Annotated in this window: 14 protein-coding genes; 3 read left to right on the forward strand and 11 right to left on the reverse strand. The window is 66.9% G+C overall.

Annotation, left to right across the window (positions count from 1 at the left end):
* Nucleotides 1–20: 20 nt before the first annotated feature.
* From E3O06_RS13160 to E3O06_RS13185, 6 genes are all read right to left on the reverse strand, one after another.
* On the reverse strand, nucleotides 21–1,337 hold the full coding sequence (locus tag E3O06_RS13160; protein WP_338144863.1) for a S8 family serine peptidase: 1,317 nt from the start codon (nucleotides 1,335–1,337) through the stop codon (nucleotides 21–23).
* Nucleotides 1,334–1,882, reverse strand: coding sequence for a DUF501 domain-containing protein (locus E3O06_RS13165; protein ID WP_134503812.1), 549 nt, complete (start codon nucleotides 1,880–1,882; stop codon nucleotides 1,334–1,336). Before E3O06_RS13165 ends, E3O06_RS13160 begins: the two co-directional genes overlap by 4 nt.
* Complete coding sequence (locus tag E3O06_RS13170; RefSeq protein WP_134503813.1) at nucleotides 1,879–2,412, reverse strand: FtsB family cell division protein; 534 nt, start codon at nucleotides 2,410–2,412, stop codon at nucleotides 1,879–1,881. The genes E3O06_RS13165 and E3O06_RS13170 overlap by 4 nt, the downstream gene beginning before the upstream one ends.
* A gap of 103 nt (nucleotides 2,413–2,515) precedes the next feature.
* Nucleotides 2,516–3,796 (reverse strand): phosphopyruvate hydratase, encoded by a 1,281-nt coding sequence (eno, locus tag E3O06_RS13175; RefSeq protein ID WP_134503814.1) that lies wholly within the window; start codon nucleotides 3,794–3,796, stop codon nucleotides 2,516–2,518.
* 139 nt (nucleotides 3,797–3,935) lie between these two features.
* Nucleotides 3,936–5,219, reverse strand: a complete 1,284-nt coding sequence (gene hisS, locus E3O06_RS13180; RefSeq protein ID WP_134503815.1) for a histidine--tRNA ligase — start codon at nucleotides 5,217–5,219, stop codon at nucleotides 3,936–3,938.
* Between the two features lie 44 nt (nucleotides 5,220–5,263).
* Complete coding sequence (locus E3O06_RS13185) at nucleotides 5,264–5,797, reverse strand: ferritin (RefSeq protein WP_134503816.1); 534 nt, start codon at nucleotides 5,795–5,797, stop codon at nucleotides 5,264–5,266.
* Nucleotides 5,798–5,871: 74 nt separating this feature from the next.
* Here E3O06_RS13185 and E3O06_RS13190 point away from each other — a divergent pair, with 74 nt between their 5' ends.
* Complete coding sequence (locus E3O06_RS13190; protein WP_174843228.1) at nucleotides 5,872–6,873, forward strand: ABC transporter ATP-binding protein; 1,002 nt, start codon at nucleotides 5,872–5,874, stop codon at nucleotides 6,871–6,873.
* The gene (locus E3O06_RS13195; RefSeq protein ID WP_174843229.1) at nucleotides 6,870–8,000 is read left to right on the forward strand and encodes an ABC transporter permease; all 1,131 of its coding nucleotides are present in this window, start codon (nucleotides 6,870–6,872) and stop codon (nucleotides 7,998–8,000) included. The genes E3O06_RS13190 and E3O06_RS13195 overlap by 4 nt, the downstream gene beginning before the upstream one ends.
* Nucleotides 8,001–8,013: 13 nt before the next feature.
* On the opposite strand, the gene E3O06_RS13200 is transcribed toward E3O06_RS13195, so the two are convergent.
* Complete coding sequence (locus tag E3O06_RS13200) at nucleotides 8,014–8,760, reverse strand: nucleoside triphosphate pyrophosphohydrolase (RefSeq protein WP_241980179.1); 747 nt, start codon at nucleotides 8,758–8,760, stop codon at nucleotides 8,014–8,016.
* Between the two features lie 160 nt (nucleotides 8,761–8,920).
* On the opposite strand from E3O06_RS13200, the gene nhaA reads away from it, so the two are divergent.
* On the forward strand, nucleotides 8,921–10,309 hold the full coding sequence (nhaA, locus tag E3O06_RS13205) for a Na+/H+ antiporter NhaA (protein ID WP_134503817.1): 1,389 nt from the start codon (nucleotides 8,921–8,923) through the stop codon (nucleotides 10,307–10,309).
* Between the two features lie 227 nt (nucleotides 10,310–10,536).
* On the opposite strand, the gene E3O06_RS13210 is transcribed toward nhaA, so the two are convergent.
* The 4 genes from E3O06_RS13210 to pth form a co-directional block, all read right to left on the reverse strand.
* A complete protein-coding gene (locus E3O06_RS13210; protein ID WP_134503818.1) occupies nucleotides 10,537–10,767 on the reverse strand; it encodes a hypothetical protein in 231 nt (76 codons plus the stop codon).
* 224 nt (nucleotides 10,768–10,991) lie between these two features.
* Complete coding sequence (locus tag E3O06_RS13215; protein WP_241980181.1) at nucleotides 10,992–11,756, reverse strand: hypothetical protein; 765 nt, start codon at nucleotides 11,754–11,756, stop codon at nucleotides 10,992–10,994.
* Nucleotides 11,757–12,017: 261 nt separating this feature from the next.
* Nucleotides 12,018–15,647 carry a transcription-repair coupling factor gene (mfd, locus tag E3O06_RS13220; RefSeq protein WP_134503819.1) on the reverse strand — a complete coding sequence of 1,210 codons (3,630 nt, stop codon included), beginning with the start codon at nucleotides 15,645–15,647 and terminating at the stop codon, nucleotides 12,018–12,020.
* A 13-nt stretch (nucleotides 15,648–15,660) separates the two neighbouring features.
* Nucleotides 15,661–16,245, reverse strand: coding sequence for an aminoacyl-tRNA hydrolase (gene pth / locus E3O06_RS13225; protein ID WP_134503820.1), 585 nt, complete (start codon nucleotides 16,243–16,245; stop codon nucleotides 15,661–15,663).
* Nucleotides 16,246–16,297: the final 52 nt, after the last annotated feature.

The raw sequence follows: 16,297 nt of genomic DNA on the forward strand, positions 1-16,297 counted from the left end.
TGAGAAGGCCTCCTACATGATTATGATTGTGCGAAATCTTTGGGGTTGCGCCGAATTCGCTTGATATGCCGAGTGGCCCCAATGCCGAACAGCGTTACTAGGATACCAAACCCCACGAGCACAGCGAGCGGAAGGCTGATATAGGTCAAGGTCAGTTGGTTAGGGAGCCACGCGGTGAGCGCGTTCCGGGCCGGCAAAGCCGGGTCTTCGTCGGCGGCAGCCGGCGCCTGTTCGACGGGCACCTCGGTGGGAACCACCTCGATCTCGGCACGACGATGCAGCGTGATCCACTCCGTCAACAACTCTGTGGGGGTGGCGTCTGTCGCCGGAGCGACCGAGCGGGTCACCGCGGCGGCGGCATCGATCAGGCCGTTCCCGTAGATCGGGCTGGGCACCGACTGCCCGTTCGCGTTCGCGGTGGCGATGACCCGGTTCATGACGCCCGCCGCGTCCAGGTCGGGGTAGGCGGATCGCACCAGGGCCACCAGCCCGGACACGATCGGCGCGGCCGCACTGGTACCGTCCCACTGCACATAGGTCGAATCGGGCATGACTCCGACCAGTTTCTCGCTCGGCGCCGATACTGCGATCGTGATGCCCTGGGACGAGGCATCGAAGCTCGCCGTTTTGTTGCGATCCACCCCGCCGACCGCCAGCACCCCGGGGATCGTCGCGGGAGCGCCGACCTCGGTGGTGCCGCTCCCCCGGTTGCCAGCCGCGGCCACGACGACGACATCGTTCTCAAAGGCGTAGAGGAAGGCATCGTCCCAGCTCTCCGGCCAATACAACGTGTTGCGGGTCAGGGACATGTTGATGACGTCGGCGCCGTTGTCGACAGCCCAGCGGATGCCCTGCGCGATCTGGTCATCGTTGGTCACGGTGGATCGGGTGCTGCCGAACCCGACCGACACGGCGAGGATGGAGGCCTCCGGAGCCACGCCGATAAGGCCGGTGCCGTCACCCGTGCCACGACCCGCCAGCAGGGAGGCCACGAGGGTGCCGTGTTCGCCGTCATCGTCGTCGCCGGCGACCGGAGTCTGGCCGTCGGCAGAGCCGAGACCGGAAACATCCGTTCCGCCGGTCACCACGCCGTTCAGCTCGGCAACGCTGCCGTCGACTCCCGAATCGATCACGGCCACGGTGACGCCGGCGCCCCTGGTCGTATTCCAGGCTTCGGTGAACCCGTAGTCGGTGAGCCAGTATTGCAGATCGCGAATCTGGTCGGCGTGGGCGGCGGGTGCATCGAGCACGACGGAACCGGCGACGGTGCCGCCGAACAGGGCGGTGGCGAGCACGAGGCCAACGCTCGTGCCGAGCCGACGGGTGGTCACAGTCACGCCGGAGCCGACCCGGGTTCGCTGGCAGACGCCTCGGCGGAATAGTCCAGGCAGACGCAGACCGTGGGCGACCAGGTCGCACGCTCGAGCGCCAGATCGCCGATCGGGTTGACGCCGGGACCGGCGGCCAGCGAGTGGGCGGCGAGGGCGTGCAGGCACTTGACCCGGCTGGGCATGCCGCCGGAAGAGATTCCGGCGATCTCCGGCACGCTGCCGAGCTGGTCACGATCGAACAGAAAACTTTCGTGCGCGCGCTCATAGGCGGCGCGCACGTCGTCATCGGCGGCGAGCAGGTCGTTGTACTCGTTCATGACCTGGGTGGCCTCGAGCGAGGAGATCGCCGCAGTCGCAGCCGGGTGGCAGAGGTAGTACAGGGTGGGAAACGGGGTGCCGTCGGCGAGGCGCGGTGCGGTAGCGACCACGGTCGGTGCGCCGCAGACGCAGCGCGCCGCGATGCCGACGACGTTGCGGGCCGGGCGACCGAGCTGGGCCGAGACGAGGTCGATGTCCGCGGGAGTGAACGGGTCGAAGGGCGGCCGGGTCACGGAACCACGGTTTCCGGGTTCGCTGGCGCTGCGGCTTGCGGAGCCAGACCGGCGGTCATGGTGGAGGCGAACAAGGAACCCAGCCAATCAATTGTGGTGCTTTGAATATTGGTGCTGACCGGGCTCGCATCCGCTTCGAGCGGTGCGACGACCGGCAGGTCGTTGATGACGAGAAAACTGATATCGCCGGGCAGCACGTAGGAGAGTCTTTCGCGTGCCTGCGTCGTGACGTAGGTGCGGTCGTTCCAGCGTTCCCGCTGGCTCGTGAGCTGGTCGACCTCCGCCTTCTGGTCGGCCACGGTGGCGCTGAGCTGGCTGATCTGCTGCCGCTGCTCGGCGTAGGTGCGCAGACTCGGCGCGAGCACCACGACCGCGAGCACCAGAACGACCATCATCACGAGTGAAAATCCGGAGAAGCGGATGCTGCGCAGCCAGCCGCCGGCCGGCGTCTCCGCATCCGAACTGACGGGTTGCCGCTGGGCCGGCTGAGGGGATTTCCGTGGAAAGGAATCCGGTCTTTTGTGGTCCATGGCAACTCCTTTCCCTGTTCGAAAATGGTATCGAGTGTAGCTGTGGGCTCCCGACCATCCGAAACTTCGGTGGTCGGGAGCCCCGCGTGCCGCTGCTGCGCGGTTAGGCGGTGAAGCGGGGGAACGCGGCGCGGCCGGCGTAGACCGCGCCGTCGCCGAGTTCTTCTTCGATGCGCAGCAGCTGGTTGTACTTGGCGACACGCTCGCTGCGTGCCGGGGCGCCGGTCTTGATCTGGCCGGCATCCGTCGCGACGGCGAGGTCGGCGATGAAGGTGTCTTCGGTTTCGCCTGAGCGGTGCGAGATGATCGCGGTGTAGCCGGCGCGCTGGGCGATGGAGACGGCATCCAATGTCTCGGTCAGGGTGCCGATCTGGTTGACCTTGACCAGGATGGAGTTCGCGGCCTTGAGCGTAAGGCCCTTGGCCAGGCGCTCGGGGTTGGTCACGAACAGGTCGTCTCCGACGATCTGCACCTTGTCGCCGAGCTCGGCGGTGAGGTGCACGTAGCCGTCCCAGTCGTCTTCTTCGAGCGGGTCTTCGAGGGAGACGAGCGGGTAGTCGGTGACGAGTTCGGTGTAGTAGGCGCTCATTTCCGCGGCCGAGAGCTTCTTGCCCTCGAAGTTGTAGCTGCCGTCCTTGAAGAATTCGCTCGCGGCGACGTCGAGGGCGAGGGCGATGTCCTTGCCGGGAACGTAGCCGGCGTTTTCGATGGCTTCGACGATGAGGTCGAGCGCGGCCCGGTTGCTCGGCAGGTTGGGGGCGAAGCCACCCTCGTCACCGAGGCCGGTGGACAGGCCCTTCGACTGCAGCAACGCCTTGAGGGAGTGGTAGGTCTCGACGCCCCAGCGCAGGGCCTCGCTGAACGACTCGGCACCGAGCGGGACGATCATGAATTCCTGGATGTCGACATCGTTGTCAGCGTGCGAGCCGCCGTTGATGATGTTCATCAGTGGCACCGGAAGGGTGTGCGCGTTCGGGCCGCCGAGGTAGCGGAACAGCGGCAGGCCGGCCGAACTCGCGGCGGCCTTGGCCACGGCCAAGCTCACGCCGAGGATGGCGTTGGCGCCGAGACGCTCCTTGTTGTCGGTGCCGTCGGCTTCGATGAGCACGAGGTCGACGATGCGCTGGTCGGTCGCGTCGATGTCCTCGACCGCGGGGCCGAGATCGTCGATGACCGCTTCGACAGCCTTGAGCACGCCCTTGCCCTGGTAGCGGGCCTTGTCGCCGTCGCGCAGCTCGTAGGCCTCGAACACCCCGGTGGACGCGCCGGACGGCACAGCGGCACGGCTGACGGTTCCGTCGCCGAGCAAAACCTCGACCTCGATGGTCGGGTTGCCGCGGGAGTCGAGAATTTCGCGTGCGTCTACTGCCTCAATTAGGGCCACAACTGTCTCCTGATTTGTCGGGGTGAACGTCTCTGCAGACGCCGGGGTATGGGTCGGGGTATAAGTGGGGGTGTGCCCGTTGGTCCGGGCGAATTCAGTCTAACCAAACGCGTCGGCCGTTCGTTGGGCCGGCCGCGGCTTAGACGCCGAGCGGTTTGAAGTCGAGACCGGCGGCCGCCTCGGTGTCGGCCGTCACGAACGCGAAGCGGCCATAGCCGGCCTCGCCGGCCCGGTCGAGCAGGGCCTTGAGGTTCTTGGTTCGGCGTTCCAGCCGCACCCGCAAACCCCCAGCGACGAGGTCGCGCTTGAGGGCGACCAGGCGGGCCGGATCGGCGTCCTTCTCGTGTACCAGCACGACCGCGTTGAGAGCGGATGCGGCATCCGCTTGCAGCAGGTCGACGATGCGTTCAAAACCGATGGAGAATCCGCAGGCGGGCACGTCGGTGCCGAGGAACCGGCCGATCATGCCGTCGTACCGGCCGCCGCCGCCGAGGGAATAGGCAAGATCGGGGTGGGAGATTTCGAAGATCGTGCCGGTGTAATAGCCCATGCCACGCACCAGGGTGGGGTCGAACCTGAGGTCGACGCCGGGCAGGGCGGCGCGCAGGGCTTCGAGGTCGGCGAAGGCCGCCGGGTCGAGCCAGGCGGGCGCGCTGCCTTCGACAGTATCGTCGCCTAAAACACCGGCGCCGAGGGCCCAGCCGCCCGTGCCGAGCTCGGTGAGCAGCGTGGCCAGGTCGGGGGCGTCGATGCCGAGCGTGCCGAGCTCGGTCACGACGCCATCGACACCGATCTTGTCGAGCTTGTCGATCACGATGAGGGCCCGCTCGGTCAGCTCGGCGGCGACGTCCCAGTGGGTGAGCAGTGCCGAGAGGATGCGCCGGTCGTTGATGCGGATCGAGCAGCCGTCGAGGCCGAGGTTGTCGAGCGTCGCGGCCGTGGCGGTGATCAGCTCGATCTCGGCGAGCGGGCCGGCCTCGCCGATGATGTCGATGTCGCACTGCATGAACTGGCGGTAGCGCCCCTTCTGCGGGCGTTCGGCCCGCCAGACCGGCGCGATCTGAATGGACCGGAACACGGTCGGCAGCGCGGCGCGGTGGGTGGCGTAGAACCGAGCGAGTGGGACTGTCAGGTCGAACCGCAGGCCGAGGTCGGCCAGGGACAACAGGTCATCCTGCTCGGCCGCCGCCGCGACATCTGCTGCGCTGAGGCCGCGCTTGAGCACCGCGAAGGCGAGCTTCTCATTGTCGCCGCCGAGGCCGGAGTGCAGGCGGGCGGAATCTTCCATGACCGGGGTTTCGATCTCGTCGAAGCCGTGTGCCCGAAAACTCTCGCGGATGATGCCGAGGGAACTCTCGCGCACGGCCTTGTCGGCGGGGAGAAAATCGCGCATGCCGCGCGGCGGGGTCACTGCAATAGCCATGGGGCCAGTCTCGCAGGTTCTGGCCGGTGACCGCCCCGGGTCGGTTAGAGCACTCCGCCGGCGGCGCTGGGAGCATCCGCTTCGACGCCTCCGTCGCCCACGTGCTCGCGGGCGATGAAATTCTCGATGTCGAACAGGTTGTCGCCGGCGCGTTCGGCGATGGTGAGCAGGGTCGACATCGAGGCGATCTCTTCGACCTGTTCCTTGAGGAACCAGAGCATGGCCTGTTCGCCGAGGGCATCGCCGTCGGCGCGGGCGGCCCGAAACAGTGCTTCGATCTGCGCCGTGACCTGGCGTTCCTGCGCGAGTGCGAGACTGATCGGTTCAACGGCGTTGACGAAATCGTTCTTGACGGCGGGGATGCCGGGAATGACAACCTCCAGGTCCCGGTCGATGCGGTACTGCACGAGCATCATCGCGTGGTTGCGCTCCTCGATGGACTGGCGGTAGAAGTGCCCGGCGAGCTGCGGCAGGGACTGGGTGTCGAACCAGACGGCGATCGCGATGTACTGCTGTGATGCAGCGAATTCGTTGCCGATCTGGTCGGACAGGAGCGTATTGAAGGAGGTGGCGGTCATGCCTTGACGTTACCCGGCCTGTTCGCGGTGTGCCAGCACGGGGTACCCCTAGACTCGGGGTCAAGGGGGTACGCATGTCTGTCAGGCGAGTTTTCGAATCAGCGGCAGAATCAGGCGGGATCGTGTCGAGCGGGATCACGGTGACCGGGGTCAGCCGGTCGTTCGGCGCGGTCTCTGCGCTGCTGGACGCCACGTTGACCGTTCCGGCCGGATCGGTCACGGCCCTGATCGGACCGAACGGCTCGGGCAAGACGACACTGCTCCTCATACTCGCCACGCTGCTCACCCCCGACGCGGGCACCATTCGCATCAACGGTCACGACCCGGTCACCGAGCCGGAACGCGTGCGCGCCCTCCTGGGCTGGATGCCGGACACCCTCGGGTCCTGGCCAAGCCTGAGTGCCCGCGCGGCCCTGCAGACCACCGGGCGCATGTACCGTTTGACCCGCGAGCAGGCCGCCGTGCGCGCCGACGAATTGATCGCACTGACCGACCTCGGAGACTTCGCCGATCGGCCGTCACGGGTGCTGTCGCGCGGCCAGAAACAACGCCTGAGCCTGGCGCGGGCGCTCGTGCACTCCCCCGGGGTACTGCTGCTCGACGAGCCGGCTTCCGGCCTCGACCCAGCCGCCCGCGCCGCGCTGCGCCACCTGCTGCGTCGTCTGGCCGGCGAGGGCACCGCCATCCTCGTGTCCAGTCACGTGCTCGCCGAGCTCGACGAGATGGCGGATGCCGCGGTGTACCTCGCGGACGGCCGCACCGCAAGCCCGGAGCAGGTAGCCGCGGCGGGCGCGAGCGCCCGGGCGTGGCGCATCCGCTCTCTTGATGAGGCGGCGCTGGAACGCGCCCTCGCCACTCCCGGAGTGGTCGGCGCGCTCGTGCAGGTGCGCGGCGTCGACCAACTCGGCACCCTGGTGCAGGTGGAGAACGAGGCCTCGGCCGCGGCCCTGCTGCACAATCTGGTGCTGAGCGGGGTTCCGGTCTGCGATTTCGGGCCGGCCGTCGGCAACCTCGAACACACCTTTCACGACCTCACCCGAGCTGCCCTGCCGACTGGATCGGAGGCGCGGGAATGACCGCTGCACGCAACCGCATATTTCTCTCCGGGCTCTGGCTCATCGTCACCCTGGAGCTGCGCCAGCGCGTGCGCGGCGTCTCCTGGTACGTGTTGCTCGGCGTGTTCATGCTGCTCGTGGGCGTGGTCACGTTTCTGCTCTGGTTGGCGACGTCGGCCTGGCTGTCCGGCGGCGGTGGGGTGTTCTCGACCATCATCTTCTTCGTGCTTCTGCTCGGAACGCTGGTCTCACCGGCCCTGTCTGGCAACGCCGTCAACGGCGACCGGGATGCCGGCACCCTCGCCACGACGCAGGTCACGCTCATCTCCACCGGGCAGCTCGTGCTCGGCAAGTTTCTGGCCGCGTGGATCACCGCGCTCGCCTTTCTCGCGGCGGCCCTGCCGTTTCTCATCTTCGCCGTCGTTCTCGGCGAGGTCTCTCTGGCCACCATTGCCGTCTCGGTGCTCGTGCTCGCCGCCGAACTCGGCGTCATCGCGGCCGTCGGTGTTGGACTCTCCGGCATCCTGACCCGACCGCTGTTTTCAATCGTGCTGACCTACCTGGTCGTCGCGGCGCTGAGCCTCGGCACCCTCATCGCCTTCGCGCTGCTCGGCACCGCCACCCAGCAGCAGGCCACGAACGTGAACTACTACGTGGTGTCGTCGACCTTCGACGAGAAGACCGGGACGCAATCGGACATCGTCTGTTCGACGGCGCAGACCACGACGCGCAACGTACCGCGCTTCGACTACTTCTGGTTCTTTCTCGCCGCGAACCCCTACGTGGTGGTCGCGGATGCCGCCCCCGGCAGCTTCAACGACGCCGGCTACCCGACCGACCTGTTCGGGCAGATCGCCGTCGGCGTGCGCAGCGCGCAAGCGCCGCCGGAGCTGTTCACCGAATCCAACGGCTGCGAGCGGGCCGCACAGGGCAGCTACCGTGATACCACTTTCAGTGACAGCGAAGCCTATTCCGGCCAGGCCTACGACCCAGGACCGACGGCGCAGGAGATCTACGACGGTGCGGTGCCGAGCTGGTTCATCGGCCTCACGATGCACCTGCTGCTCGCCGCGGGCGCCCTGGTCTGGGCGTGGCGTCGCACCCGCACCCCCGCGACCCACCTCCCCACCGGAAGCCGCATCGCCTAGACGCAGCATGATGTCAGGAGGGAAGGGCGATCACTCCGGCGTCGAAGGCATCGTCATCGGGGGCTTCCGCTGCGCGAATCTCGGACTGCAGGTCGCGCACGGCGGCGCGCAGCGCCCGCTCGGCGTCGAGCCCCTGGGCCCTGGCCGAGGCCACGATGGCCAACAGCAGGGGGCCGAGATCGGCTTCGGATTCGATCGGAAGGGGGAAGCCGGCATCCGCTTCGATCAGGCCGAGCTTTTCGGCGCGGCCGAGCACCTTGTCGGCGAGGGCGAGCGCCGGCATGCCGGCCGGAATACCGTCGAGAACACTCGTACGGCCCGGCTTCTCCTCGGCTTTGAAGCCGTCCCAGGCGGCCGAGACCTCGGCCGCGGTGTCGAGGGTGACATCGCCAAACACGTGCGGGTGCCGGCCGACCATTTTCTCGGTCAGGCGAGCGGCGACATCCTGGATATCGAAGTTCTCCGCTGGCGTGTGCGCGGCCAGATCCGCGTGGAACAGCACCTGGTAGAGCACGTCGCCGAGCTCTTCAAGCAGATCGTCGCGGCTGCCTTCTTCGATCGCCTCGATCAGTTCGTGAGTCTCCTCCACCAGGTGGCGTACGAGCGAGGCGTGGGTCTGGTCGGCGTCCCACGGGCATCCGCCCGGCGCGCGCAGTTGCGCGACCGTGGCGATGAGGGTGTCGAGCGAGGTCTGCGGTGCTCCTGCCGGGCTCAGGTCAGAATCTGGCGCAGGAGCGGAGGAAAACAGCGGGTTCATCATGGTCGGCACTCCTGGATCGGTTCCATCTTTCGTCCATCGTCGCATCAATCACACGGGGCCGCCCGGATGCGCTCAGGTACGTCGTGTATTCTGGTCCACGGTGAGCCGGGAAGTCTGGTCGGCATATGTTTGTGCGCGCCCGAAAGACCAGAGGATACTGATGACCGAACCATCCAACCTGCCCACCGTCCGTGCGGTTCCCCCCGCACCCTCGACCGCGACCGTGCTGCGCCGCGGCAGCCACCGTGAGTTCGTGCGCATCTCCGCCATCCTGCGTAAGGAAACCGTCGGCGGCGCCATTCTGCTCGCCGCGACCGTAGCCGCGCTCATCATGGCCAACTCCGGATTCTCCGACGCCTACTACGCCTTTCGCGACTACAAGATCGGCTACGCACCCTGGCACCTCGAGCTGAGCCTCGGCGCCTGGGCGGCCGACGGCTTTCTCGCGATTTTCTTCTTCCTGGCCGGACTCGAACTGAAGCGCGAGTTCGTCGCCGGTGACCTTCGCAGCGTCAGCCGGGCCATCGTGCCGGTGGCCGCCGCTGTCGGCGGCGTGATCATTCCCGCGCTCATCTATGTTCTGATCAACACGGTACTCACCCGTACCGAAACCGGCGCCGAGACGCTGCACGGCTGGGCTATTCCGACGGCGACCGACATCGCGTTCGCCCTGGCCGTGCTCGCCGTGATCGGTTCGAAGCTGCCGCCCGCGCTGCGCATCTTTCTGCTGACCCTCGCCGTGGTCGACGACCTGCTCGCCATCGCGATCATCGCCTTCTTCTACACCACCGACATGAACGTGCCACTGCTGCTGCTCGCGATCGTGCCACTCGTGTTGTTCTGGATCGTCACCCACCGCTTCTCGCACTTCTTCAAGAGCCAGGCCTGGGCCGCCTGGGTTCTGCTGCTCCCGCTCGGCTTCATCGCCTGGGCGCTCGTGCACGGCTCCGGTGTGCACGCGACCGTCGCCGGCGTTCTGCTCGGCTTCGCCGTGCCGGTGTTGCGCAGCAAGCGCAGCGGCGGCCCCGACGCCGGGCCAGGGCTGGCCGAGGTGCTCGAGCACCGCATCCGCCCGCTGTCCAGCGGGTTCGCCATTCCGGTGTTCGCGTTCTTCTCCGCCGGCGTCACCCTCGGCGGGGCCGACGGCCTGTACCAGGCCATCACCGACCCGGTAGCGATCGGCATCGTCGTCGCTCTCGTCGTCGGCAAGCCGATCGGCGTGCTGCTCGCAACCTTCATAGTGACGAAGACCACCAAGGCCACCCTCGACCCCGATCTGGCCTGGATAGACGTGATCGGTGTCTCGTTGCTGGCCGGCGTCGGTTTCACGGTCTCGCTGCTCATCAGCGAGCTCGCCTTCGGCCAGGGCAGCCCGCACGACGACCACGCCAAGGTCGCCATCCTGTTCGGCTCGCTTCTGGCCGCCCTCCTGGCCACGGCAATCCTGCGGTCGCGCAACCGTCACTACGGCCGCATCGCCGAGAAGGAAGCCATCGACAGCGACAACGATGGCATTCCGGATGTCTACCAGGCCGAGCAGGCGCGCTAACAGCCGACACCGGGCCGGCTCCGAGCACCACTTGGGTTGGACGCGCAGGACCTGCGCCAGTGCGCGGGAGTTCCGGCAGCGGGCATCCGTTCGGCCGCATCGCCTGGCGCGGGAGTTGACGCAGAGGGTGCGCGCGAGTTCCGGCACCGATGGGGTCCGACCGAGCACGCTGCGCGGGACCTGCGCCAGTGCGCGGGAGTTCCAGTCTGGCCAGAACTCCCGCGACGCTACGCCTTCGCGGCGACGCTCGGCACGGTGGGCGGGAAGATCGCCGTGAGCAGCGCCTTGGTCCCCTCGATCAGGGCGTTGTCGCCGAGTGGTTCGCCGTTTGGCCGCGGCATCGGCACGCTGAGCGCCCTGGTGGACGACACGTAACGCGAGCCGGGGTACATCCGCTGCAGGCGCACCTGGATCGAGTCGGCCAGCTCGGCCGGCGCCACGCGCAGGCTCGACCCCATGGCGACGACCTCGAGGTCGCTGGGGCTCGTCTTTCCTACTGGGGGGATTCACTCCCTTCCCTGAAGCAAGCCGCGCCAATACGGCCCGGTGCCATGCGATTCGGCCCGCAACCGATGAAGCACCGGGGCTTCGCCTCGCTGCTGTTCAATTTCGTGCAGCGCTGTTCAATAGCTGAAGCCCCCGGCGACGTGCCGGGGGCTGTGCTGCTTCCTATCAATCAGTGTTACTGAACGGCGACAAACACCTTGTCGTCGAACAGGTCCAGTGTTACCGCGAGGACGCCTTGGCCGGCGGTGGCGGACGGCACTTCGAAGGCCGTGTTGCCGGTTGCGATGCCGTCTGTGTAGAGAGTACTCGTTGTGTCGATGGGCTCCGGTGCGAAGATCATCTTGTCGAACGCGTTAACGGTCGTTCCGTCGACCGTCACGTATCCGATCGTCACGAAGGCGGGCATTTGGCCGTTAGGATCGACGCCGAGGTAGGTAGCGGAGTAGTTCACCAGGATGTACTCCGACCCCTCAGTCGGTGGCTCGTTATACGATTCCGCCGCGAGAATGGTGTCCGTAGCGCCGAGGCTGACCGAGTTGATCACGACGCGCCAGTCGTCAGACTCCATAACGGAGCCGATCGGGTATGGGTTCTCGCGGGTTCCGGCTTCGACGGTCGGCTCTTCCGCTGCTGCTCCGTCATCGGCCGCTGTATCGTTCGACGGTTCGACGACGGTGACGTCGCCGCTGTTGAATGCGTCATCGACCGACGTCACGAGGACGGCAAAGAATACGATAACCCCTACGATCGTTCCCACGATTGAGACGATCAGGGCGGTGATGCCCATCCACTTAGCCCTGCCCTTGAGGAACAGAGAAACAATAGCCAAAACGAATGCGATCGGCAGGAGTATCCAGCCGACAATGAGGGCACCAGGGATGCACGCGAAGATGAACCCGAGCACCGCCGCGATGAGCGCGATGAGTCCAATTTTGTTCAACTGCTGCTGTGCCTTCGCCGGCTCGGCCGGGAGCGTCTGAGTTGGCGCCGAGTAAGCCGGCTGCCCGAGCGGTGGTTCTTGTGGCTGGAGGGGCGCAGGCTGCTGTGAGTCCGCCCCAGGGATCTCTGGTGTAGTCATGTCTGGATTATGGCAGAAATCAAGGCCTTGAAATTTCGCCACGAGTTGGCTATGAATGGGCAGCCGAAAAGGATCGCGCTCCGGAATCGTCCCAGGGCCATGCTCGCTCCGCGACTAGACCCGCTACGCCTTCGCGGCGACGCTCGGCACGGCCGGCGGGAAGATCGCCGTGAGCAGCGCCTTGGTCCACTCGATCAGGGCGTTATCGCCGAGTGGTTCGCCGTTCGGCCGCGGCATCGGCACGCTGAGCGCCCCGGTGGACGACACGTAACGCGAGCCGGGGTACATCCGCTGCAGGCGCACCTGGATCGAGTCGGCCAGCTCGGCCGGCGCCACGCGCAGGTTCGACCCCATGGCGACGACCTCGCTGAGGTTCGCCTGCTGGGCCTGCCAGCGCAGCCGCGACACGGCCACGAGGTTCTGCACCGGCACCGGCGGTTCGCCGTAGCGGTCGGTGAGTTCGTCGAGCACGAGATCGATCTGGTCGTCGGTCGCGGTCGGCGAGCTCGCACTGGAGAGCTTCTGGTAGGCCTCGAGCCGCAGCCGTTCGCTGTCGACGAAGTCGTGCGGAATGTGCGCGTCCACCGGGAGCTCCAGCCGCAGTTCGGTCTGCCCCTCGGCGACGTCGCCGCGGAAGGTGCTCACGGCTTCACCGATCATGCGCAGGTACAGATCGAAGCCGACACCCGCGATGTGCCCGGCCTGCTCACCACCGAGCAGGTTGCCGGCACCGCGAATCTCGAGGTCTTTGAGCGCGACCTGCATACCGGCGCCGAGCTCGTTGTTCGCCGCGATGGTGGCGAGTCGGTCGTGCGCGGTCTCCGACAGCGGCTTGTTCTCGTCGTAGAGAAAGTAGGCGTAGGCGCGTTCGCGTCCACGCCCGACCCGGCCGCGCAGCTGGTGCAGCTGGCTCAGGCCGAACTTGTCGGCGCGGTCGATGATGATGGTGTTGGCGTTGTTGATGTCGAGGCCGGTCTCGATGATCGTGGTGCAGACCAGGATGTCGAACTTGCGCTCCCAGAAATCGCCGACGACTTGTTCGAGCTGCGCCTCGGGCAGCTGCCCGTGTGCGATGGCGATACGCGCTTCCGGCACGAGCTCGGCGAGCTGCGTGGCGATGCGGTTGATGCTCGTGACCCGGTTGTGCACGAAGAAGATCTGTCCCTCACGCAACAGCTCACGACGGATCGCCGCGGCCACCTGCCGCTGCGAATACGGTCCGACGAAAGTCAGGATGGGGTGCCGGTCCTCCGGCGGCGTGGCCAGGGTCGACATCTCACGGATGCCGGTGACCGCCATCTCGAGGGACCGCGGGATGGGCGTCGCACTCATCGCGAGAATGTCGACGTTGGTCTTGAGTTTCTTCAGGGCATCTTTGTGCTCGACGCCGAAGCGCTGTTCCTCATCGATGATGACGAGGCCGAGATCCTTGAAGATGATCGACGGCGACAGCAGCCGGTGCGTGCCGATGACGACATCGACGGTGCCGTCGAGCATGCCGGCGATGGTCTCCCGAGACTCCTTGTCGGTCTGGAACCGTGACAGGGCGCGCAGGTGGATGGGGAACCCGGCGAAGCGTTCCTTGAACGTCTCCATGTGCTGGCTGACCAGCAGGGTGGTCGGCACGAGCATGGCCACCTGTTTGCCGTCCTGCACCGCCTTGAAGGCGGCACGAATGGCGACCTCGGTCTTGCCGAAACCGACGTCGCCGCTGAGCAGCCGGTCCATCGGAATGGGCCGTTCCATGTCGGCTTTGACCTCGTCGATGGTGGTGAGCTGGTCGGGCGTCTCGACGAACGGGAAAGCCTCTTCGAGCTCGCGCTGCCACGGGGTGTCCGGCCCGAAAGCGTGCCCCTTGCTGGCCATGCGCGCCGAATACAGTTTGACCAGTTCAACGGCGATGTCGCGCACCGCTTTACGTGCCTTGGTCTTGGCACTGGACCAGTCACTGCCGCCCATCTTGCTCAGGGTCGGCGCCTCACCGCCGACGTAGCGGGTGACCAGGTCAAGCTGGTCGGTCGGCACGTACAGCCGGTCGCCGGCGTGGCCGCGCTTCGACGGCGCGTACTCCAGCACGAGGTATTCGCGGGTGGTCTTCACCGGATTGCGACCGCCGCTCGACACCTCCCGCTGGGTGAGTTCGAGAAAACGACCGATACCGTGCGTCTGGTGCACGACATGGTCGCCTGGCACGAGCTGCAACGGGTCGACGACGTTCTTACGGCGGCTCGCAAGCTTCTTGATCTGCCGCTCGGAATAGCCGACGGTGCGCCCGTAGAACTCGCTCTCGCTGATCAGCGTGAGCTTGCTCTGCGGCAGTTCGAAACCATGATCGACGGATGCCTTCACCAGGTAGGCGATACCCGGTTCCGGTTCCAGCGGCCACACGTCCACCACCCGCACCGGCAGCTCACGCTCGGCGAGCACCTGGGCGGCCCGTTCGACCAGACCGGCGCCCTGGGCGACGATGCCGACGACCCAGCCGTCGTGCAGCCGGGAAGCGACGTGACCCACGGCGCCGTCGACGCTGCCGGCGAAGGTGGGAACGGCATCCGCTTCGATGCGGATGGTGAGGAGCTCATCGAGCTCGAGGTGTTCGGGCAACACCGGCGCATCGGTCGGCGCGGCCTGGAAGGTGCTCAGGGTCCACCAGCTGTGCCCGGAGGCCGGCGCACCCGGCGCCGAGTACTTCACGCTGTCGCGCAGGCGGCCGAGGGTGAGAAAATCGCCCGATTCGAGGTCGATCGGCGCGTCGGCGCCCGCCGTGGCGGCGCTCCAGGCGGCGCCGAGAAACTCGCGGTTGGTCTCGGCGAGGCTGATGGCGCGGCTCGCAACCCGCTCCGGGGAGATCACCGCGATGGCGGCGTTGACGGGCAGGTAGTGGGTGACCGGTACGAGCCGGTCGACCAGGGCCGGCGCGAGGCTCTCCATGCCCTCGACCGGGATGCCCTCGGCGATCTTGGCGAGCAGGCCGGACAGGCTGGGAAATTCGTGCTGCATCTCGCGGGCGCGCTGCCGCACTGCGGGGCTCAGCAGCAGTTCCCGGCTGGGCGGCAGGCTCACCGAGGCGACCGGTTCGGGCAGGGAGCGCTGGTCGGCGACGCTGAACAGGCGAATCTGTTCGACCTCGTCGCCGAAGAACTCCACCCGGTACGGGTGGGAGGCCACCGGCGGGAACACGTCGAGGATGCCTCCGCGCACGGCGAACTCGCCGCGTCGGGTGACCATGTCGACGCGGGCGTAGGCCACATTGACCAGTTGCAGCACGATCGCCGCGAGGTCGTGGCCGCGCGCGCCGACCGTGAGTTCGATCGGTTCGTAGTCGGTGAGGTTGTCGGCGACCGGCTGCAGGGCGGCCCGCACCGAGGCGACCACGATGAGCGGATGCCGGCTGGCCGGGTCTTGCTCCTGCCACTCCCGCATGCGGCGCAGGGCGTGCAGACGTTTGCCGACGATCTCGGCACTCGGGCTGAGCCGTTCGTGCGGCAGGGTCTCCCAGGCCGGGAAATCGACGATTTCAGCACTGGTAGCGAAGCAGCCGAGGTTCTCGCGCAGCGCCTCGGATTCCCGACCGGTCGCGGTGATAACGAACAAGGCCTGGGCGTCGCCCGGCCGCAGGTCGAGCAGCGCGGCGAGCAGCGGGGCACGCAGTCCCTCGGTCAGCGAGAAATCGGCGTCCCGGCTGGCGTAGGCAAGGGCGTTGTCGAACGTGGAGGCGCGCGCGAGCGCTGCGATTAAGCCCTGAAGGATCACTGAACGAGTCTACCTACGCGGGCGAGTGGAACTTCTGCTGCGCGGCCACGACGCCGTCGGAGGCGATCAATTCGATCGCGTCAGCGGCATCCGCTATCAGGTTGGGCAGAATGCTGCGCTCGGCGGAGGCAAAGTCGTGCAGCACGAAATCGGCCGCATTCTGGCGGCCGGGCGGGCGCCCGATGCCCATGCGGATGCGAATGAAATCGTTGGTTCCGGTGGCGGCGATGATGTCACGCAGACCGTTGTGACCGCCGTGACCGCCGCCGACCTTGATCTTGAGCGTGTCGAAGGGCAGGTCGAGGTCGTCGTGCACCACGATGAGCCGGCCGACGGGCAGCGAATAGAACCGCAGCAGCGCAGCGACCGGGCTGCCGGAGACGTTCATGAACGTGGTGGGCTTGGCCAGCACCAGTTTGGGTCCATTGGGGGAAAGCCGCCCCTCGGCGACGAGGGCGGCCGTTTTGTGACGCTTGAAGTTGGACGGGAGACGCTCGGCGAGCTGCGCCGCCACCATCTGCCCGACGTTGTGCCGGTTGCCGGCGTAGTCGGGCCCGGGGTTGCCGAGCCCGACTACGAGCCACAGGTTCGTTTCCAGGGGATTCCTCCGCTTGAGTGTTGGAAAGCCCTGGGCGAACCAGTTGAAGATG

Origin of the sequence: Cryobacterium glaciale (genome assembly GCF_004402535.1) — a bacterium.
Taxonomy (GTDB): domain Bacteria; phylum Actinomycetota; class Actinomycetes; order Actinomycetales; family Microbacteriaceae; genus Cryobacterium; species Cryobacterium glaciale.